The sequence below is a fragment of the Bacillus sp. 7884-1 genome (assembly GCF_002272245.1).
In the GTDB taxonomy this organism is placed as follows: Bacteria; Bacillota; Bacilli; order Bacillales; family Cytobacillaceae; genus Neobacillus.
Genome location: NZ_NPDD01000156.1, coordinates 1 through 22594 on the forward strand (window position 1 = coordinate 1; position 22594 = coordinate 22594).

The 22594-nt window shown below is 38.2% G+C and carries 13 protein-coding genes; 10 read left to right on the forward strand and 3 right to left on the reverse strand.

What is annotated here, in order from left to right:
• The first annotated feature begins 76 nt into the window (after positions 1 to 76).
• Positions 77 to 8026 (forward strand): S8 family serine peptidase, encoded by a 7950-nt coding sequence (locus CHI06_RS18100; RefSeq protein ID WP_218833108.1) that lies wholly within the window; start codon positions 77 to 79, stop codon positions 8024 to 8026.
• A 93-nt stretch (positions 8027 to 8119) separates the two neighbouring features.
• Here CHI06_RS18100 and CHI06_RS18105 read toward each other — a convergent pair whose 3' ends face one another.
• Positions 8120 to 9340, reverse strand: a complete 1221-nt coding sequence (locus CHI06_RS18105; RefSeq protein WP_179292679.1) for a helix-turn-helix domain-containing protein — start codon at positions 9338 to 9340, stop codon at positions 8120 to 8122.
• 251 nt (positions 9341 to 9591) lie between these two features.
• On the opposite strand from CHI06_RS18105, the gene CHI06_RS18110 reads away from it, so the two are divergent.
• The 4 genes from CHI06_RS18110 (at position 9592) to CHI06_RS18125 (ending at position 14321) form a co-directional block, all read left to right on the forward strand.
• Positions 9592 to 11022, forward strand: a complete 1431-nt coding sequence (locus CHI06_RS18110; protein ID WP_095250030.1) for a spore germination protein — start codon at positions 9592 to 9594, stop codon at positions 11020 to 11022.
• A 5-nt stretch (positions 11023 to 11027) separates the two neighbouring features.
• Entirely contained in the window at positions 11028 to 12125 is a 1098-nt protein-coding gene (locus CHI06_RS18115) for a GerAB/ArcD/ProY family transporter (protein WP_095250040.1), read from the forward strand.
• Positions 12122 to 13234: a Ger(x)C family spore germination protein gene (locus CHI06_RS18120; protein ID WP_095250031.1), complete on the forward strand. Its 1113-nt coding sequence runs from the start codon at positions 12122 to 12124 to the stop codon at positions 13232 to 13234. The genes CHI06_RS18115 and CHI06_RS18120 overlap by 4 nt, the downstream gene beginning before the upstream one ends.
• Positions 13235 to 13406: 172 nt before the next feature.
• A complete protein-coding gene (locus tag CHI06_RS18125) occupies positions 13407 to 14321 on the forward strand; it encodes a LysR family transcriptional regulator (protein ID WP_095250032.1) in 915 nt (304 codons plus the stop codon).
• An 89-nt stretch (positions 14322 to 14410) separates the two neighbouring features.
• Here the strand turns inward: CHI06_RS18125 and CHI06_RS18130 are convergent, their stop codons facing one another.
• On the reverse strand, positions 14411 to 15460 hold the full coding sequence (locus CHI06_RS18130) for a YeiH family protein (protein ID WP_095250033.1): 1050 nt from the start codon (positions 15458 to 15460) through the stop codon (positions 14411 to 14413).
• A gap of 108 nt (positions 15461 to 15568) precedes the next feature.
• Between CHI06_RS18130 and CHI06_RS18135 the strand changes: the two genes are divergently transcribed.
• The 5 genes from CHI06_RS18135 to CHI06_RS18155 all read left to right on the forward strand — a co-directional run bounded on the left by CHI06_RS18135 (position 15569) and on the right by CHI06_RS18155 (position 21568).
• A complete protein-coding gene (locus tag CHI06_RS18135; protein WP_095250034.1) occupies positions 15569 to 16459 on the forward strand; it encodes a LysR family transcriptional regulator in 891 nt (296 codons plus the stop codon).
• A gap of 244 nt (positions 16460 to 16703) precedes the next feature.
• Positions 16704 to 18218 carry a long-chain-fatty-acid--CoA ligase gene (locus tag CHI06_RS18140; protein ID WP_095250035.1) on the forward strand — a complete coding sequence of 505 codons (1515 nt, stop codon included), beginning with the start codon at positions 16704 to 16706 and terminating at the stop codon, positions 18216 to 18218.
• Positions 18219 to 18251: 33 nt separating this feature from the next.
• Complete coding sequence (locus tag CHI06_RS18145; protein ID WP_095250036.1) at positions 18252 to 19307, forward strand: TauD/TfdA family dioxygenase; 1056 nt, start codon at positions 18252 to 18254, stop codon at positions 19305 to 19307.
• A gap of 132 nt (positions 19308 to 19439) precedes the next feature.
• Entirely contained in the window at positions 19440 to 20438 is a 999-nt protein-coding gene (locus CHI06_RS18150; RefSeq protein ID WP_095250037.1) for a TauD/TfdA family dioxygenase, read from the forward strand.
• Between the two features lie 179 nt (positions 20439 to 20617).
• The gene (locus CHI06_RS18155; RefSeq protein WP_095250038.1) at positions 20618 to 21568 is read left to right on the forward strand and encodes an alpha/beta hydrolase; all 951 of its coding nucleotides are present in this window, start codon (positions 20618 to 20620) and stop codon (positions 21566 to 21568) included.
• A gap of 141 nt (positions 21569 to 21709) precedes the next feature.
• Here the strand turns inward: CHI06_RS18155 and CHI06_RS18160 are convergent, their stop codons facing one another.
• Positions 21710 to 22288 (reverse strand): biotin transporter BioY, encoded by a 579-nt coding sequence (locus CHI06_RS18160; RefSeq protein WP_095250039.1) that lies wholly within the window; start codon positions 22286 to 22288, stop codon positions 21710 to 21712.
• Between the last annotated feature and the right edge of the window lie 306 nt (positions 22289 to 22594).

The following is a 22594-nucleotide window of genomic DNA, read 5'->3' on the forward strand; positions in this document are numbered from 1 at the left end:
CAAATTAACTGGTGCAGACATTACTCAAAAAATCCATGTCGATCAAAAGGATTTGCGTAAAGGCGGTAATCTTGATGTGATCGTTCAGTTTAAAACAGATCCAGCCAAGATTCAAATCATTAAACAGTCCTTAGCGAATGGTGGGGCAACAGCAAATGCGAAAGTCTTTACAGCTGACTATTCAACAGCAAAAAAGGAAGTTGATGAGTCCCATGCAAACTTTAAAAAGTTTGTGGCCGCTCAACCAATTACGCAAATCATTGGTGGAAAATCAGTGAAGTCAGAAGTGACAATTGAACGTGAGTATTCTGAAGCGTTCAACGGGGTATCGTTATCCGTACCATCAAATCTTTTAACGAAGATTGCGGAGAGCCCAGAAGTTGCTTCTGTTTGGCCAGTCACTGAATTTAAAGCAGCAACCGGAACTGCAACTCAAACTCAAACAGCAGCACCAGCTACTGGAAAAATGACAGACGGTCTTAAAATAGTAGGAGCAGACAAATTGCAAGCAGAAGGGAATACTGGGGTATTTAAATCAGGATCTCGTGCAGGGCAAAAAGTAAAAGTCGGTGTCCTTGATACAGGGATTGACTACAATCACCCTGATCTATATAAAGTTACACATGATGCAAACGGAAATCTTTACGGTGGTCATGACTTTGTCAATGCCATTTTAGGTGAAGATGGAAATGTAATGATTGTTGATGACCATGATCCAATGGAAACAACCTATGAGGATTGGGAATATGCAAAAGACCATCCAGATCCATTATTCGGCGCACCACCTGCAGACTATAAACCCTATATTACGAATCACGGAACGCACGTTGCAGGAACAATTGCAGCAAATACAACAACAAATAATGAAACTTTCTCAGCGAATGGTGTAGCACCAGATGTCGAGTTACATGGTTACCGTGTATTAGGTCCAGGTGGACGAGGTACGGGTGAATCAGTACTTGCAGGTATTGAGGAATCTGTTAAAGATCATATGGACGTGATTAACCTTTCATTAGGTAATACACTCAATGATCCATTCTATCCAACAAGTGTGGCAATTAACAACGCAACATTATCAGGTGTGATATGTGCGGTAGCAGCAGGTAATGCTGGACCTGGTCAAGCGACAGTTGGTTCACCAGGTACTTCACCACTAGCAATCACAGTTGGAGCAAGTTCGATTCCAGAAGAAATTGCAGCAATGACGCTAAAGTTTGGTACAAACTCATACCCAGCACATTTATTTGGAAAAAACTTCTCACAAGAGGATGATGAGTTTAAGGGACAAACAATCTCGATCGTTGATGTTGGTTCAGGGAAACCTGCTGATTATGAAAGTCGTGATATGACAGGAAAATTCGCTCTTGTTAAACGTGGAGATGGTGATTATTTAACAACGAAAATGGCAAATGCGAAAGCAGCAGGCGCTAAAGGAATGATTATTTGGAATGACAGAGAAGATGCAGAAACACAAGGTTACATTCCCAATTTCTTAGGTGTAAAAAATGACAATGTGTATTCGATTTCATTAACAAAAGCACAAGGTCAAGCACTTGCAGAACAAATTAAAGCAAATAAAGATTCAGCAAGCATTACGTTCCCTTTAGCACTTGATGCGCCAACGATTGTAAAAGGGGATGAGCTAGCAAGCTTTAGTTCAACAGGACCAGTAAAAGACTGGACAATCAAACCAGACATCGTTGCACCGGGTGTTGATACTTGGTCAACTGCTCCGAAAGATCTTTGGATGCCACAAATCACAGGAACGCCTGATTACAAGTACTCATATCAAGCAATATCTGGTACATCAATGGCAACGCCTCACGTGGCAGGGATTATTGCGCTAGTTTTAGCAGCGCATCCGGAATACACACCTGCTGATGTAAAGACAATCCTAATGAATACAGCAAAAGATATTAACACGGATTCAAAAACATATAGTGTGTACCAAGTGGGTGCAGGACGTGTTGATGCATATCGTGCGGTTCATACCGATATCAAAATTCAAGTATTAGATAAAGTGAACACGATTGATCGTTCAAATGGTCCAGCTGAAATCAAACAAATTGATAACATCACAGGAAGCTTAAACTTCGGATTCAAAGGTCGCGGAGAAGGCGCAACAAACGGTTCAGATGATGTCGTTCAATCAAAAGATTTAAACGTTGTAAACCAAGGAACTGGAAACAAAACATTTAATGTGAGCACAGAATTTCTTTCAACAAAGTTTGCATTATCACATAAAGTAGGTCCTGGAACAGGGAACGATGTAAAAATCGACGTTTCTGTGAATGAAACAAAAACAGATAGCTTGACAGTTGGTGGAGGAGCTACAACGAAGGCAACAGCAAAAATTACAGTTCCTGCAAATGCTGTCAATGGGACGTATGAAGGATATGTAAATTTAGTTAATGCAAATGATGCATCAGAACACTATCGTCTTCCATTCACGATTACGGTTTCTGAAAAAGGAATTGACTTTAAAGTTGATATCAAAGCAATGACCGGTACAGAAAGAAACACAGGAAACTATAATCCAAATATGGGCCAACCGGGATCAGGTTATATATTCTCTGTGAACAGTGCGATGGAAAGTGTTTATATCTTATTAAAAGATAAAGATGGTAACTATCTAGGGGTTGTTCAAAATGCAATGCCAATCGGTGGAGCTGGCCCAGGTGTTACCTATGGTCCTTTCCAAATGTTGAGTAGTGGAAATTATCTTCCATTTACAAAAGACTACAATGGTACATTGGATCAATCTGGTATTTCAAAAACACCAGCTATCATCAAAGATGGTTCATACTCCATTGAGATGGTTGCGACAGATGCAATAGGAAATCAATACAAAAAAGAAGACACTCTTTATGTTGATTACCAAGCACCAACAATCACAATGGATCAAGATTCACAACCAGGAATCTATGAAATAGATCCGACGGGTTGGGAACCAGGACAAGAAATCAAAGGATTTCATGGGAAAGTTTATGATTCGAACATCGATCGAATGAAGAATAATGGTGAAACATCAGTGCCAGATATCGAAGACCACAATAAACAAGCGCCTGTTGACCAAGCGTTGAATGTGGTTTGGGGTTATCAAGACGGAGCATTTGTGACAAATATTTTCCGTACAGATGCAGAAGGCCGATTCCATTTTGGAGTTACACCAGAAGATATTACGCCAAAAGGAAGCCAATTTTGGATTTATCCGCAAGATTATGCACAAGCTGGAGATATCGGCATGACACAACAAATGTACTATTTCATCAAAAAAGGTTCGCCGTATTTAACGCTTCAATCAACTGGTGGCGTAGAACCGGGGCTTGAAAGCCAAGGAAAAACAGTTGTTCAAAAGGATAGACCGTTTAACGGTCAAATCGCGGCAAAATATGCTCTAGGCATGACAGGCGGAAGTTTAACATTGAATAGTCATTTATATACGTTTGATAATATCCGTCTTTCTCGAGAATATTCAGATTATTTAATTAGCAAAGGTATTACACCACCTGCATTAACGATTGGAACACCTTATGATGATTCTCGTAATGGTGGAAAATCAACGGATGTAACGATTCCGGATGTAGGAGCAGCAGGGGCGATTGATCAGGCTCATCAAAATATCAACCTTTTAGATGTTGATGTAACATTTAAGACTGACAGTCCACTTGTCGGGCCGGTAAGTTACTTTGTCCTTAATTCAAAATTAAACTTATCCGGTGCCGATACGAAAGTTCCAACTTTCATGAAGAATTTCCCATTTGTAAAAGCAGCATCATCCCTCATTACGGGAGGAATGTTCGCTGAGTCCTTCCGTGCAGACAGTTTAAGTGGAAGCTTCACAGGAATCACAACAGCTTCCTCAGGGAAAGTAACGGTTAAAACGACAGACGATACAGGAAAATCATTTACAACGGATTCACCAACCTCACTTAATAACAGCATTCAATATCAGGGTAATCAAACGGGAACGTATGGGGTTACCACAGATGTAAGTGATAAACCGTATTCGGTAGAACTTTCGATGCCAGGGCATTTCAAAGGCTATCAAAAAACACCTGTGATTGGGAATAACCGATTTGGGTACCAATCCGGAAGTAATTACGATTTCCCATCAAGTCAAACACCTTTATTATTAGGTGGGGATGTCAATGGCGATGACGTCATCGACATGGAAGACTTAATTGCAGAAATCACAACCTATTACAATTGGAAAAATTTAACGTCCATTAACAATCCAGTTCCAGCAAATACAGCTGCGAAAAATGCATTCCTAGCTGCTAACCGAGCTTCGGATATTCGCTGGATCGCACCGGGTGGCTTTGGTCTTGCAATTGATTACAATGACTTCTACTTTATTTTCAAAAACTTTGGAATACAAAACCAAAGTGCAATCAGTGCAGGAAAATCAGTCCCATCGCCACAATTAACGGTTGATCAAGATACAAACATCACAACTCCGTATGGCGGTTCGATTAGCTTAACAGCTGGTGATGACCTAGCTGCAGTAATGACGAAACTAAATTTTGCAGGCCCGGCTCAAACAACATCGGGATCAACTCTGCCAATGTTACAAGACTTGCAACATGGTGCAACAATTTCAATTGTACCAAATAACAATTATATTTTAGATGATGTAGTCTGGAGAAAAGCGATTACAAAAGTATCTCTTGGAACGACAGATGTGACGAATGACGTAACGATAAAAGAGGGGTCTATCTATTTTGACCCACAAATTGGTATTGTCAAATCACCATCTAAAATTACGTTACCAGGTTCATTATTTACAGCAGCGGGAACGTACACTGTTACCATAAAGGCAACAGGATACCAAGATGTTACGAAGAGTTTTACAGTGACTGAAATACCGATTCAAACACCGACTGTTCCACTTGTAACAGATGGAACAAAAGCACATATCGGTGAAGATTTAACAGTCTCATTTACAGATGATCTAAATTGGCGTAATGGAATTAATCGAATCACGGTTCGCCATTTTAATCAGAATGCAGGTACAATTGAAGTGCCGAGTTCATATTATGACATCACGCAACCAGGTAAAATCACATTTAATAAAGACTTATTTAAAACGAATTCACCAGTTGGTACATCATCAGAAATAAATTCAGCAACAATCGTTCCAGGGGGAGCAAACTTCCTGCCGCAAAATTATCAATTTGTAGTTTACTCACAAGGTGCGGATGGTACGATTTATCCAGGTGTCATCATTGGAAAATATACAGGTGATAACAGTAATCCACCAACTGCTGCACAAGCTGTCGGATACAAGTTAACGTTTGATAGCCAAGGTGGTTCAGCAATTCCGGAAACAGCGGTTAGTTATAATCCAAGTCGAAACAAAGTAACACCAGGTTCAAGTGATTTTTACATCTCGTCAAGTAAACCAGTACCGACTCGACCAGGATACCAATTCTTAGGTTGGTATAATGAACCTCAATGTACAACAGTGTTTAATGCACCTGCAATGTTAACAGGTGATAAAACGGTTTATGCAAAATGGCAATTAAATATTGGACAAAATTATTCGCTTGTGGATCCATCGAATCCAAGTGGACCAAAGTTCGATGGAACGAATGGTTCTGTCAGCGGTAGAGGTTGGGTTCTTGGGGAAGGCGACTTAAACATCAACATTCCTGACTACGCAACAAACGTTTCTTGGTTAACGAGTAAGATCGATATTCAAAAAATTGAAAAAACATTTTACAAAGTAAAACCAGATGGAACAAATGAAACGGTGAGGACGACAGAAGTCATCGATCCAAGTACGTATGACTTTACACAGAACGGAACGAATGGAACGTTATCGTTCACAACGGCAACCGAAAAGTTTGCGAGTGAACATCCAGATCAAAAGTTTGCCTTTGATAGAGCGCCAGCCATATCGGCAAGCCCATATGCAGGGTACCAATTAACGGTGACATCAACAGGTGGACAAACGATTTCGATTCCAGACGTGAAATTAGGTTACAGAAGTCATATTGACTTAAACGGCGGAACAACTAAAACACCGAATGATTCCTTCTTCTGGGATAGAATTATCAATGGAAAATTATATGGAATCAGCATGGAATCGGCAGCCAATAAATTGGTAAAAGACGATTTAACAATCATGCCAAATCTATATAAGACGAAAGAAGGAACAAGTGAAAGTATTTCACTTATTTCTCAAGCGGTGAGCGAACCAATTATCGACAACACAAACCTGTATGTGATATGGGTAAAACCAGCACCAACCGTTGCAAAAGATGTGATCGATAACATAGTCGGAAGTGACATAACGTTACCATTCATAGATGATGGAATATGGAAAACCAATATCAAAAAGGTAAGCATTGGTTCAAAAGATTTAGTTATAAATTCCGATTATCGTATTGTGTACGATTCAACAACGAAAAAAGGTTCGATTGTACTTGATAATTCACTATTCGCTGCAGGACAAAAGTTTAATGTAACGATTGTATCTGAAGGATACCGTAATGCAGTTGTCACTGACCAAGTAATTGGCTACAGAGTATCCTTTGAATCAAACGGCGGAGATGCGATTAATCCAATAATTACGGATTCACGTATCACGAAGCCGATTGATCCAATAAAAGCTGGCTTTAAGTTTATGGGTTGGTATACAGATGGAGCGTTAACAACGCCATATGATTTTGCAAGCATTGTGACAAAACCGATTACACTTTATGCAAAATATGCATTAGCAACGTCGATCGTTTCACCTGATACAAGTGATAATGCTCTAGGTAATGACATGACGCTTGAATTTAGTGATGTCGACTGGGCGAAGGCGATTATACGTATCAAATTAGCTGGTTCCATTGTTGATCAGGCGAAATATACAATCGATACAAAAACTGGCACAATCACTTTCGATAAAAGCCTATTTGTAAAAACAGGTGATTTCAATATTACAATCAGTGCAACAGATTATGCAGATGTAACAGTGATCCAAAAAATCGTGAATGGATACAATATTCACTTTGTCGTAAAAGGTGAAAATGTACCATTTGAAGTAAAAGACCAAATTGTTACACGTCGCATTACTGAACCAGTTGTTTACGGTTATGATTTAACTTGGTTCGCAGATGAGAATTGTACACTTCCATGGGTTTTCACAAACTCCATCTATTCTGCAAAAACAATTTATGGAAAATGGTCACCTACTAAATTCACAGTTATTTTTGATGGTCAAAATGGTGGCTTAGTACAGACTGAGACAGCAGAATATAATACAACAATCACAGCACCTACAGCACCAACAAGAGCTGGTTATACCTTCCTTGGATGGTATAAGGATGCTGCAGGAAAAACAGCATGGAATTTTGCGACAGATGAGGTTGAAGGCGACGTTAGACTTTACGCAAAATGGGCAGCTGGTGTAGAAAACAATGGGCATTACAACAAGGATGTCATCATTACCTTTAATGAAGCAACAGCTAAATTAGATGGAAAAGATTACACAAGCGGAACGGCAGTTACCAGCGAGGGTAACCACACATTAGTGGTAACGGACGCATCCGGTTACGAAACAACGGTGAAATTTACCATTGATAAAACAACTCCAGTCGTAACGGGTGTAAGCAACAATGGACTTTACAACAAAGATGTGATCATTACCTTTAATGAAGGAACGGCTACATTAGATGGGAATGAATTTACAAGTGGTAAGACCGTTGCTAGCGAAGGAAGTCACACATTAGTGGTAACCGACGCAGCTGGAAACGAAACAACCGTAAACTTTACGATTGACAAAACAGCTCCAAATGCGCCGACAGTTGATACAGTGACTTCTAAGACAACAGAAGTAACAGGTACAGCTGAAGCAAACTCTACGATTGTTGTAAAAGAAGGTAAAGATACAATTGGAATTGGAAAAACTGATCAAGATGGGAAGTTCACTATTTCCATTGAAAAACAAAAAAAAGGCACAAACCTTTACGTAACAGCAAAAGATCAAGCTGGCAACGTAAGTGCTGCTACAAAAGTAACGGTTAGCAAATAAGAAACAAAAATATCCCTGAAAATTTTCAGGGATATTTTTGTTCAAATGAAAAAGAAGGAAGAATCATCCTCCTTCTAGACTGTAGACAAGTTTTTAAGCGTTGATTAATAAGTTTGCCATTTCCAATGCTTCATCCAGTAAATTATTATTAGAATAATAATGAAATAATTCCTTTTTAGAACGCTTTATCAAATAAGTATAACCAGAATTACTAAACATAGGTAATGCTTTATTGAATAAATATTGATGATATTCTTTTTCTTTAGATTTTAATAAGTAAAGTAGAAGTTTAAATAAATGGATATATAATAACTCCTTAATCCTAGTTGCAATTGTTAATCCATGTTCTGCCAGTTGTATTAGTTGATCATTGTTAATTAGATTCCCATCAAATGAACTGCGAATAAAACCTTCTAAAGAAAGTAAGTAGACAGGAGATTCTGGATCCTTAAGGGACATAGATTGTTTATAAAACCTGCTTGCTTGCTCATAGTTTTTTCTTCGGAGGTATTCTGCCGCTAAGTTATGCAACACTTTTGCCTTTCGCTCAGGGGCATTAAGTAAATCGCAGCTTTTGATTAATTTTTTAAACCTTTGTAGTATTTCCTCTTTACCATCATCAACTTCAACCTGAATGATCATAAGCATTTCTGCATCAATAACTCTAAGATAGTTATTCATATCCTGAAAGAATTGATGGGATTTTTCAGCATAATAATAAGCCAAAACGGGTGATTGTATAGTGTGGTAGGCTATTGCCAGGTGATAATAATATTCTGGATTATTATAATCCTCATTTTGTATGGTTTTTAATGTTTCTATTGCTTTTACGTATTCTTGTTTTGCTATATAGTAGATACCCATAACATGTTTTAATAAATTGGTTTCATAGGGTGTTAATTTGTTTTCTATTTTTTGTAATTTTTTTATAGTCTTAATTGCCTCAAGGGGCCAATTTTTCATTAGAAAATATCTAGCTCGAAGTAACTGATACATAAATCTATATTCTGAGATTTCAATTAATAATTCGCGCTCCAGCTCACTATTAATTTGTTCCATGTCTTCAAAGGATTGCATAATTATAGCATCCTGCCAATGAAATAAGTGTTGTTTAATATTTTTAAGTTTATTTACTTCCAACTCTATATTTATTCCAAGCCGCTTGGATAATAAAGAAATGATTTCAGGTGAATAGGTTGTTTGATTACATTCAATTTTACTTATATGAGTGATAGAACATATATCTTTCCCTAATTGTTCTTGAGTTAGTTTGTATTTCTCACGGTAAAACTTGATGATTTTGCCCTCATACATAACTAAATTCCTCCTGACCATTTCTCTCTATTACTACAACATTCTACATTCTTCGAAATATTAAGTACATTTAGAAAAATGGAGTATCTTGTGAAGTAATACTTAAGAAGACAATCAAATGAAATATGCAAAAAATAAAGCTGCCACTCGATGTAGCGAAAAGTTTATTTCAATTGCTTTATAACGGAATATGAATAGAAATTGTGGGGAAAATAGGATAAACTTTCCGTTTTGGAGAAAAGAGGGACAAAATGAAAGCCGACCGTTCTCTTGACATAAACGAGAAGTCGCTGAAAGCAATGCTATTCCAAAGCTCAGACTTCAAAACGAGCGATTTTGTGGCCGGTGACAGACATTATCGTCTTTTTTATTTGGATACAATGATTGATCTTGCCGTGGTGCAAGAACATATAATCCGCAATTTGCTTGGTAACACACATTTCAGTGTCCGTGATGCCGTGTCCATTTTAGATTACAAAGAGACGGATCTTCTTTCGGACGCATCAAAAGCGCTAGTCGAAGGGAAGACAGTGGTTCAAATTGAAGGCGAAGCGAAGTTCTATTTGCTTGGAACTGAGCTTAATAAGGAACGCGCGGTAAATATACCGGTGAACGAACGGGTACTGCGGGGTTCCAACCAAGCGTTAATCGAAAACCTAGATACGAATCTCAATTTGATGCGTAAGCAGATCGCGTCGCCCGATCTTGTCGTAAAGTTCTATCAGGTTGGCCGCAGGTCGAATACAAAAGTCGCAGTACTTTACCTGCGTTCTCTCGCCAACAAAGATGTCTTAAAGGAGTTTGATCGCAGGATCGCGAACATCGACATCGATTATGTTGAAGCGCCAGGTATTCTTCAAGAGTTGATCGAAGATAAAAAATTCTCGCTATTTCCGAAAATGCTCGTAACCGAAAGACCTGACCGAGTTAGATCTTATTTGATGGAAGGAAAAATCGCAATTTTAACCGATGGTTCGCCAGATGGCATAATCTTCCCGGTATCGTTCTGGGCGTTCCTCCAATCTCCCGACGATTACCAAATAGGCTGGCTGTTTGGTAGCGTCATACGATTTCTTCGGCTCATCTGCTTTATTTTAGCAATAAGCTTACCTGGAGCTTACGTGGCCGTTGTTACTTTCGATCCACGCATTCTCCCGTTCGAGATCGCCCTGACGCTTAAAGGCTCCATGGAATACATCGCGATGCCACCCTTACTAGAAGCGATATCGATGCTGCTGGTACTTGAAATCTTGCGAGAGGCGGCCATCCGTCTCGCAAGTCCGATCTCCCAGACGATCGGCGTCGTCGGCGGTATCGTTATCGGTACTGTAGTTGTTGAGGCCAATCTTATCTCCAATATGATGGTCATTATAGTGGCGTTAACGGCTATTGCTTCTTTTATTATTCCATCCTACGAAATGAGTAACGCGGCCCGAATATTATGTTACCCGTTCATCGCCATGGCCTCAATCTTTGGGTTAATCGGGCTAGAGCTTTCATTTCTTTGGCTGCTGACATATTTGGCCCGTATGAACACGATGGGTATTCCTTACTTTTACTCGGGGCTTAGCCGCAATACGATTAAGGATACACTTTTCCGAGGACCAATTAGGAGCTTGAAAAAACGCCCGAAGGAAAGCTTGGCGCAAGACGAAACGAGAATAGGAGATTCAAGAGGGTGAACCGAATGATACACTTAGAAAAGATTTCCATTGGTAGTCTAGTTTGCCTCGTTATTCTGACCCAAATCGGGGCTCACGTATTATCGATCCCTTACGATGAATCACTCCACTCGGGCTACGATTCGTGGATTTCTCTATTACTTGGAGGTGTGATCGCTCAAGGGATCATTCTAATCATCTATAAACTTGGAAAAAGATATGCCGATCGGCCTTTACCCTCTTACATATTTGAAATCACTGGAAAACCTTTAGGAGCGATAGTGAACTTCTTGTTTGCAGCCTACTGCGTGGAAAATAGTCTTATTGTCATCGTAAATTATTCCAATGTCCTTAGCCGATGGGTGTTATTTGAGACCCCCTGGTTCGTGTTAATCGGAGTATCGTGCATGATCGGTGCGTATATCGCTTCATCTAATCTCCGGTCTATTGCTCAAATCACGAAATTGATTCTGATCATGTTCCTGATTTGCATTGTGATCATATTTGTTAGTGGGATGGGTAGAGGGGACGTCCGTAATTTTTTACCGGTTGGTAATCACGGGATCGGATCGATTATAAAGGATTCTATCCCTACCTTATGGGCATACTCGGGATTCGAGCTTCTCCTATATGTTTTTCCATTCGTAAGTTGCCATAAGAAGAAGGATATCTTTATTGCAATGTCGGCCGCCAATGGATTCACGACCATGATTTATGTGTTGGTTGCGTTTATTGTGACGTATAACTTCAGTGAAAGTCAATTAAAAGTCATTCCCGAACCTATGGTGTTTATTCTCCGTAAATTCAATTGGCCAGTTGTTCAAAGCCTCGATATTGTATTTATGACAATTTGGCTGTCCGTGACTACGGCAACGGTTTTTGTTTATTTGTTTTTGGGTGCCCGTTATCTGGCGTTCGTCAGAGGCAAGGAAATCCGCAAACATTCTTTTTTGGTATGGATATTTGCAATCGTTTGCTTCACTGTCGGCTTATGGGGCTCCGACAAGCAATGGTTGTTCCGAATTTCCAACTTTCATAATTATGCTACTTGGTTTATCATTGCCATTGTACCGACAATTCTGCTTCTCGCTTCAATAGTACGGAGAAAGGTGGCGAAAGGATGAAAAAAGCGACAATTGGAATTTTATTGCTGCTGCTCTTGACCGGATGTTGGGATAGATTGCCACTGAAACAACTTCATTTAGTCAACTTCACTGGTTTAGACTGGGACGAGGAGAGTGGGGACGTTGTGCTCAATTATGTCGTTACAAAACTCAAAAGTCCCGGTCATGGATCAGGAAAACCAAATTCGCAAATGTCGGAGCTAAGAGGACCTAGTTTAGTGGAAGCAGTCGGCAAAGGAGAATACACCGATCAAGGTCCTTTCTTGTCGATCAGCACTGGTGGCTACATTTTTAGCAAGAGTTTCGCATCGCATGATCCAATTAATGAGCTTGCTTTTTTACTTCAAGCACCCTATACTGCCATCAATGTCCCCATATATATATTTGATGGGCACATATCTAAACTTTTGAAAACTTCTGAAGACCCTAAGGTAGATTTTTCAGATAAACTATTCGATTTTATTACAAATTTAGAAAAAAATTCAATTGCACCCAAGATTTCAATGATGGAATTAATTCTTTCAAGAGAAGAACCACTGGGAGATTTTGCGTTGCCCATGTTGAAACAATTCGATTCTAAAATAGATTTAAGCGGCGCTATATTACTTCGCCAAGGTAAAAATACCGGTGAGGAACTTAGCACAGAACAAGTCCGAATGTTAATGTTGATGTTGGGGAAGGACAAAGGAAGGCAATACTATACTGGTGATTTCCAGGAAAACGGAGAGGAAAAACACATCCAATACGGTTTTACCGTCAAAAAAGGAGATTCGAAGATTATCGTCCAACCCGAATCGAGCGGATTGCCGAAAGTCAAAATCAGAGTCAAATTGAAAATTAATGCTATCAGACTTAAAAGTTCAATTGGTAACTTGAAGCCTGATTACATTAATCGAATGGAGAAAGAACTGAGCAATCATTTGGAAGAAAAGTCATTGGAGACCATTGCCATTTTGCAAAAGGCGAATTGCGACGTTCTTGGCGTTGGAAAACAATTAAAGGCATACAATCCGACTATTTGGAAGTCTTTGAATTGGCGCAAAGACTATCCTCAATTGTCGATTGAACCGAATTTCGACATACAGATCCTTAACGCGGATCCTGAATAGCTCGATGGGCGCGTACTCAGATTGGGGAACGCGTCCTATGAATGACCAAAATTATTTATTTTATCTGAAATTCCTTGCAGAACAACTGTGTCTGGCGAAGAATAAAAATCAAGTGTAAAATGTTTTCATAGATCATAATGTGGATCTGATCAGCTGAAATTGAGGTGATAGAATGAATTTTGAACAAATGGAGTATATTGTCAATGTTGCTAATGAGATGTCCATTACAAAAGCAGCAGAAAAATTATTTATTTCACCTTCAGGGATGAGTCAATCCATAACACAGCTAGAAAATGAGCTTGGAATAAAAATATTTAACCGAGCAAAACAAGGAGTTACTCCTACTTTTGAAGGTAAAATCGTTATTTCCAAAGCAGTGGCTATACTTAAGACCATGAAAGAACTAAATAAAGAAATTTATGATTATAAAAACAGTAATCAAACTCATTTAAAAATGATTACAGCACCCACCTTTTCATTTGCAATACAAGAAACAATGGTTAAGTTCAATTCAGGAAATCGTGATATTACCTTCGAATTTGTTGAGCAAAACCCTACAGATATTATTCAGAATTTCAACAAAGAAAACTATGACTTCGCTTTCATACATGCATCTATAAATGAATTGAAAAAAGAAAAAAATATTTGTTTTGAACATATTCATGAGGGTCACATTTGTATAGCGGTTGGTAAAAATTCACCTTATTACTCTTTTGAATATGTAACTCTTAGTGATTTAGAGAATTCAAAATTTGTTCTATATCATTCATCGGATTATAAAAAGGTATTAAAATTAATTAAATTGAATCCCAATCAAGTTTTAATTAGATCAAACAGCAGCAGCCTTCTTTTCGAATTGGTAAAAGAAAGTCAAGGCGTTTTATTTTTGCATGATTTTTCTCTTAACCATAGTCCCATGGTTAAAAATGGAGAAATAAAAATCATTCCTATAAGGGAAGAAAATTATTTTTCCATTGATTTCTGGCTTATATATTTAGAAACAAAAGGTTTAACAAAAGTAGCGAAGGAATTTATTGATGACTTTATTAAAAACCTAAAACAGCCTGAGTTCTTGCCGCCAAGCTAGAACTCAGGCTGTTTTATTTTCTCATTTGTCGAGGGAAAATTCCATTAATTGGGATGTTGTTTTTGTACGATATGATAAGATTTTTAAGTTTAAATACTATAATAAGTTAATATAGTTAAAAGCAAAGATGTAATGATAATAGCAATAAGCGGACGTATTGCTTTGGTACGTAATTCTTTTAAGCTAATATTTAACCCTAAGCCGGTCATAGACATTGTTAAAATAAATGATGTCAAAGTTGCAATATCAGTCATAATTGAGTCTGATACTAAAACCTCAGAACCCATGATATAGGTCCCCACGAAGCTCATGACGATAAAACCAATTAAAAACCATGGAAACTCGAATTTTGCTTCTCCTTCCATTTTTCCATTCTTTTTCATCCAAAACATTAGGATAAAACAAAGTGGAATTAATAGAAATACTCGTGAAAGTTTAGCCAGTAATGCGTGAGCAAGAGCATCCTGCCCTGCTGGAACGGCTGCTAATGCAACATGACCTATTTCATGAAGGCTAATTCCAACCCAGGTTCCGTAGTCTATCGAACTAATAGGCAATAAAGGAAATAATAACGTATAGATAATTGAAAAAACTGTGCCTACTAATGCAATGATACCTACCCCCATAGCCGTATCTTCATCTTTTGCTTTAATAATTGGCGATACGGCTGCGATAGCAGCAGCACCACAAATACCAGTGCCAACACTTAGTAATAAAGAAAGATTTAAATCTGCTTTAAGCAATTTTGCAATGAACATAAGAACAACAATCGAAAAAATAATGGTTACGGCTCCTTTAAGCAATAGTGGGAAGCCCTCGTGAAATATGACGATCATGTTAAGCTTTAATCCGTAAAGTATGATCGCAAATCTTAAAAGTTTTTTTGCTGAAAATTGAATACCAGTACGTAATCTTTCTGGATATCCAAAAATTTGTCTATAAATAACAGCAAGTAAAATGGCACATGCAAGTGGCCCAATGCGATTTAGACCGGGTATTGCTGCCAAAAAAAAGCCAGACAGGGCTATGATAAACGTAAATCCTATTCCATATACCAAAGATACATTTAGCTTTTTTTTCGCTTGTTTTTCATGATTAGGATTGGTCAATATTAATGCTTTTTGTTCCAATGGATTCATCCCCTCGATTGCTTTATGTATAATTATCGTAACGAATGATTTACAATAAGTAAAATTAATGATTATTATATATATTATAAGTAAAAACGATATAAAGAAGGTGATCGAATGGATCAACTATTATCTGTATTTATTTCTGTAGCTGATAAAAGAAACTTTTCCAGAGCTGCTGAAGAGCTTCATATGACCCAGCCTGCCGTTAGCCAGCAAATTCAACTATTAGAAAAATATATAGGAGCAAAACTGCTTCTGCGAACAAACAAAAGTGTAAAGCTCACGAAAGCAGGTGAAATTGTCTATTTACATGCTAAAGAAATAACAGGCTTATATAAACGAATGTCGATGTTTGTCAATGAATTAAATAACGAGCCAACAGGATTATTAAAAATTGGTGCCAGTTATACATTTGGTGAATATGTATTACCGCATATACTTGCAAAACTGAAGAACCTATTCCCGAATATTATTCCTTCGGTACAAATTGGAAACACAAGAGATATTGCCAAAGCAATCCTAAGTCATGAGATTGATGTAGGGATAGTTGAAGGGGAAATATCTCATACAAACATATATATTAAAACAGTTTCCACAGACCAAATGTATATCATGGCAGGAGGTAAATATCCAATTTATTATAATAAGGAGGTTACACGAAGACAGGTAGAACAAGAGAATTGGATTGTCCGTGAAGAAGGCTCTGGAACAAGAGATGCAACAGAAAAATTATTTCAATCTTTGCAAATACGTCCCACTAGGTTAATGGAGTTCGGCAGCACACAACTAATTAAAGAAGCAGTCGAAGCGGGGCTGGGTATTAGTTATTTATCAGAACTTACTGTTAAAAAAGAAAGACTGCTTGGTACTATTCAATTATTAAATGTAAAAGGAACACCGATAAAGAGAAATTTTTCGGTTATCACAGAATCTGTTGAATTACATACGAAATCTATGAACTTATTTATTGAGTTAATAGAAAATTATTTAAAGAATCAATTATAGCAAAAATGCAAAAAGGCAAAGCCTATTTTACATGGGCTTTGTCTTTTTATTTAGAAGTGAATGTAGAGAACATGGAAGCAGCCACCTTACTTTTGTATATTAGCAATTGTTATATACAAATTAAAATCTTTAATTTTATTTAATTATTATTTATGAGTATACTGAATGTAGTAATATTTAAAATATTCACAATAGTAAGCGTATAAAACGCTTCAAAGTGAGGAGAAGGGGTGGAAATCATTTGATGAGTAATAATTTATACGAAAATCTTAAAAAAAGCGCAAGTAATTTCCCAGAAAGTACCGCTTATATCTATAGTGATAAAGGTGTTACTTATAGGGAACTAAATCAGCAGGTGGATCAATTGTCTGCTGGATTGTCTGCCCAAGGAATAGGGAAGGGAGATGGAGTGGCTCTTTTATTAGGAAATAGCCCTGAATTTCTCATTGCCTACTACGGCATTTTACGATTAGGTGCATTTGTTGTACCGATCAATCCTTTGTTTACCCAAGGGGAAATCAGCTACATATTAGATAATAGTCAAGCTAAAGCGGTCATTGCTCACGTTTCTGTTGAGCCGAAGTTATCAGAAGTAAAGAAACAATTGGAAAATCTAAAGTTAGTTATTTATACCGAAGCTGAAAATCAGGAATGGACATGGGAACATCTCATGGCAACAAGCCTGAATGTTTGTGGAAGCCCTTACATTGATCAAGAAGACCTTGCAGTCATTCTGTACACGTCAGGCACTACCGGGAAACCAAAGGGTGCGATGTTATCACATCGGAACTTAGCATCGAATGCAGACTCTATTTCAAAATTACTTGAACTCGATGAAAATGACCGTGTAGTAGCAGTCCTGCCAATGTTTCATGTTTTCTGTATGACAGTTTGTTTGAATGCACCAATTGCTTGTGGAGCAACAGTCTTGATCCAGCCTAGATTCAGCCCTGTCGATGTGGTCAGCACCATTCGAGAAAGAAAAGCAACTGTGTTTGCAGGCGTGCCTACGATGTACAGTTTTATCAATCAATTACATGAAGCGATTGCGGAGGATTTCCAATCCATTCGCATGTGTATCTCTGGAGGTGCCTCGATTCCGGTCGAGCTGCTGCATAAATTTGAAAACAAGTTTAACGTTTCTATCTTAGAAGGATATGGACTTTCGGAAACAGCTCCTCTCGTTGCGATTAATCCATTAAAAGGAACTCGCAAACCAGGTTCTATCGGCCTGAATATTCCAGCTGTCCAAAGCATAGTGGTAGATGAGTTCGGTACAGAATTGCCGAGAGGTGAAGTCGGAGAGTTAGTTGTTCAAGGGCCAAATGTAATGAAGGGATACTTGGGGATGCCGGAAGCTACATCAGCAGCTTTTAAGGACGGGTGGTTTTACACCGGTGATCTCGCAACAATGGATGAAGAAGGTTACATCTACATTGTTGACCGCAAGAAGGACATGATTATTGTGGGCGGTTACAATGTATATCCCCGTGAAGTGGAGGAAGTCCTGTATCAGCATCCTGCCGTTGTCGAGGCGGCCGTAATTGGAGTTCCTGATGGAGAATACGGAGAAAGTGTAAAAGCATACGTCGTAGTTAAGGATGAGCAATTCACCATGAATGACATTATTGAATTCTGTAAGGATAAGCTGGTGAAGTACAAGCTTCCTAAACAAGTAGAATTTTTTAAAGAGCTGCCAAAGAACTCAACAGGGAAGATATTGCGCAGAGAGTTAAGAGAATTGACTGAAGTAAAGTAAGAAAATAACTAAATTATTATAGGGGGATTACTTATGTCAACCATTTTAAAGGAAAAAGTTAAAGGGCCAGTAGCTTGGAAAGGCACTGACTTGGCTAAAGATGAATCATGGGTTTATTATTTGTCCGAAAAAACGATTGCTTCGCTTGAGAACGCTTTAGCACATGTTAAACAAAAGGGTTTAAAAGCACCGGATTTTAACAAGGAGGACTTCCCGATTTCAGACCTCTTAGATGAAATCGATTACTTTGTTGAAGAGCTGGAGAATGGGAGAGGATTTCTATTAGTTCGCGGATTACCAATTGAAAGGTATACAGATGAAGAAGCCAGCATCATTTACTGGGGTCTCGGCCTTCATATGGGCACTCCAGTTTCGCAAAACGCTAACGGTGATCTTTTAGGGCACGTTAGGGATCAAGGTCTTAGCTTGGAAAATTCAAATGTACGCGGTTACCAAACGAAACTGCATCTTCCTTTTCACGCGGATGGTTCTGACGTTGTCGGATTGTTAAGCCTGCGAAAAGGGAAATCCGGTGGACACAGCAGTATCATCAGCTCGATGACTGTTTATAATGAAATTCTGGAGAAGAACCCCGAATATTTAGGAATTCTCTGTCGCCCATTTAACTTTGATCGTCGTGGAGAGGAAGCGCCAGGAGAATCTCCAGTATTTACATCACCAATCTTTAGTTATTATGATGGAAAATTGAGCTGCCGATATGTCCGTTTATTTATCGAATCAGCACAAGCGAAAACAGGTATCCAGCTGTCAAAAGTTGAAATTGAAGCATTAGACTTACTGGATTCCCTCCTTCATGATGAAAAATTGCATTATAATATGATGCTTGAACAAGGTGATATGCAATTTGTCAATAATTATACGATCCTTCACTCACGTACTCAATATGAAGACTATGAAGAACTGGATCGAAAACGTCATTTATTAAGATTGTGGCTCACGATGCCAAATGGCCGGGAAATTTCCCCGGATTTCGCGATGTTTATTGATGAGAATACGGGAAAACCGGGTCGCGGCGGTGTACCTCCTCGTAAACAAACAGCTGGCGGTATTGTAGAAACTTTGAAGTAATTTTGCTTCAACATTTCGTAAGAACCAGTGGGAACACATTATCAGATTTTAGGAAAATGTGTTCCTTATAAAGTAAAAGTGAGATAGTCATTCAGATTAATAGAGTAAACAAATTAAAAAGGAGGATTATTTATGTCAATCATTTTAAATGAAAAAATCCAAGGGCGTTCTGCGTGGAAAGGTAGTGAACTGGCTAAAGATGAATCATGGATTTATTATTTGTCCGAGAACACGATTGCTGCACTTGAAAAGGCTGTATTACATGTTCAACAAAAGGGATTAAAAGCACCTGATTTTAATAAGGAGGATTTCCCGATTCCTGATTTAGCTGACGAAATTAAATACTTTGTTGACGAGCTGGAGAATGGAAGAGGATTTCTATTGATTCGTGGATTGCCAATGGACCAGTTTACTGACGAAGAAGCGGGCATCATTTACTGGGGTCTCGGACTTCACTTGGGACTACCGATAATCCAAAGCAAAACTGGGGAACTCTTAGGGCATATCAAAAACGTAGGTAAAGACTTTAGTGATAATACAAAAGTACGTGGTTACCAAACGAATGTACATCTTGATTATCACACAGATCTCGCTGATGTGGTCGGATTACTATGTCTTAAGAAAGCAAAATCTGGCGGTTTAAGCAGTATCGCAAGTGCGATGTCGATCTATAATGAAATTCTGGAGAAGCACCCAGAGTACCTTGAAATTCTCTATCGTCCATTTGCCCATGATCTTCGCGGGGAAGAAGCACCAGGTCAATCTCCAGTAGTTCAAACACCGATCTTTAGCTATTACGATGGTAAATTAAGCTGTAGGTATATTCGCCAATATGTCCAATCAGCACAAACGAAAACAGGGATACCTTTGTCGGAAGAGGAAATCGAAGTATTTGATTTTATCGATTCCCTTACTCATGATGAAAACTTCCATATAGATATGATGATGGAACCGGGTGATATGCAATTCGTTAATAATTATACTGTTTTTCATTCACGGACTCATTTTGAAGATTACGAAGAAGATGACAAGAAACGCCATCTATTAAGATTATGGCTCATGATGCCAAATGGAAGGAAAATTGCCCCGGATTTCGAGTTTTATATTGGAGGAGCACCCGTAACTAGATAAAAAGCTGGTGGTAGTTATATTCACCATTATTTCTTATATCAAGTGAGATGGTGATTTTATTCAACGAAATATGGTGAATAAAATCACCATTTTATGTTTTTAAATGCCTTTTGGCCGGAATGAAAGGTTGGATATAGCCGAGTTAATTTTAAAATTAATTGAAGTGAGGATGATGCTCCTTGGTAAATTTAGATCCGCAAGCAGAAAAATATTTACAAGCATTTAATCAGATGCCGCCTATTCATAAAATGGATCCTAAGACTGTTAGGGATTTACTTTCTAAAGCACCGCGCCCTGCTGTAAAATTAGAACCTCTATTAAAGGTAGAGGATTTGATGCTTCCAGTAAGCCACGATGAAGAAATCAAATGTCGGGTATACATACCAGAAGGGCAAGGTCCCTTTCCTCTATTTTTATACTACCATGGCGGGGGATGGGTTCTCGGAGACATTGAATCGACGGACGCAAGCTGTCGAATGATCGCTAATAGAACGGATAGTATTGTTGTATCCGTAAACTATCGTCTTGCACCAGAGTATAAGTTTCCGACTGCAGTCGAAGACGCATATGCGGCTTTGGAATGGGTGTATGAAAAAGGGTCTTCCTTTAACGGAGATGTATCTAGATTGGCAGTCGGAGGGGATAGCGTAGGTGGAAATCTAGCAACAGTAGTTACGATGATGGCGAGAGACAGAAAAGGTCCCGACATCACTGCTCAGGTCTTACTTTATCCTCCGACAAACCTTGAGTGCAATACGGAATCCCATCAAACATTTGCAAAAGGATTTGGTCTGGATCGCGAACAGCTGATTTGGTTCCGTGATCATTATTTAAGGAATGAAGAGGATAGGTGTAATGAGTACGCTTCCCCCTTGGTCGCTGAAGATTTAAGTGGCCTCCCACAAGCATTAGTAATCACAGCGGAAAATGATGTGCTTCGGGATGAAGGAAGGGCTTATGCTGATCGTCTGAAAAAATTTGGTGTGCAGGTTGAATATGCATGTGAACCCGGTATGGTACATGGCTTTTTTGGACACATGGCTATTTTCTCTGAGAACATTGAATCAACAGTTAAGAGGATTGACAAGTTCTTGAATCGCGCAAAATATAAGATAGATTGTATGAAATAAAACTAGCCTCAATATTTAAAAAGTGTTCCGTATTTTGGTGCTTTCTTTATAATATGAAAAAAGAAATGACGTATGAATTGTAATTACGTCATTTCTTTTTTTTTCAAATCGCGTTAGTGATTTTGTTTTTTACTGAAGTTTTTATGCTGATTTTGATAGATTATTTTTTTCTGAAAACAATAATTTAGCTGAAATTAATCGATTTCGAACTAAGATACCAATCCACGAAGCAAGGGAAGCCTTGATTAAACCAACAACTATAAATGGTGTAAATCCTCCCGCAAAGGCGGCTGTCCAAGAAAGATTTGCAGCAACTTTCAACCAAACAGTCCCAAATGTCAAAGTGATTAGCATACCAATACTATTTGCAATCACTGCATTTTTGAGGTTGAAGGATGTTTTTTCCATGAACCAACCAATAAGGAAGGCTGTTGGAAGGAAGCCAACTAAATATCCTCCTGTTGGTCCGATAAGCTTTGAAAATCCACCAGAAAATTCTGCAAATACAGGTACACCTGAAGAACCGATAATTAAATATAAAATAACTGAAAATGATCCGTAACGTGACCCAAGGATTGTTGCTGCTAATCCAATGGCAAGTGTTTGTCCTGTAATCGGAACGAGCGGAAGTGGAATGGTTATTTGGGCCAATACGCCAATGATTGCCGAAAAAAGTGCCGTAACAATCATCATTCTTAATTTTACTTGTTGATTTTTCATTTTGTTTTCCCCTTGTCGTTTAATTGTTAACTAATATACATATTTGGTTGACAATTAAACTATATAAATATTAAAAATATTTGTCAACACTAAGTGGATAATAAATGATATATACTTTTTTATTCCTCAAGTGTAATTAGCATGCTTAGTGTATGAAAGGGTTTTTGTCTATCCATTTGTGAAATATTAATTTATTAATCTTTATTGAATGGGGAGAACCATTTTTTGTACGAACGTGACTTTAGTTGAATAATTTATGTAAATTAAAAATCAAGAAAACTTGCCAATACAGTGGCAAGTTTTCTA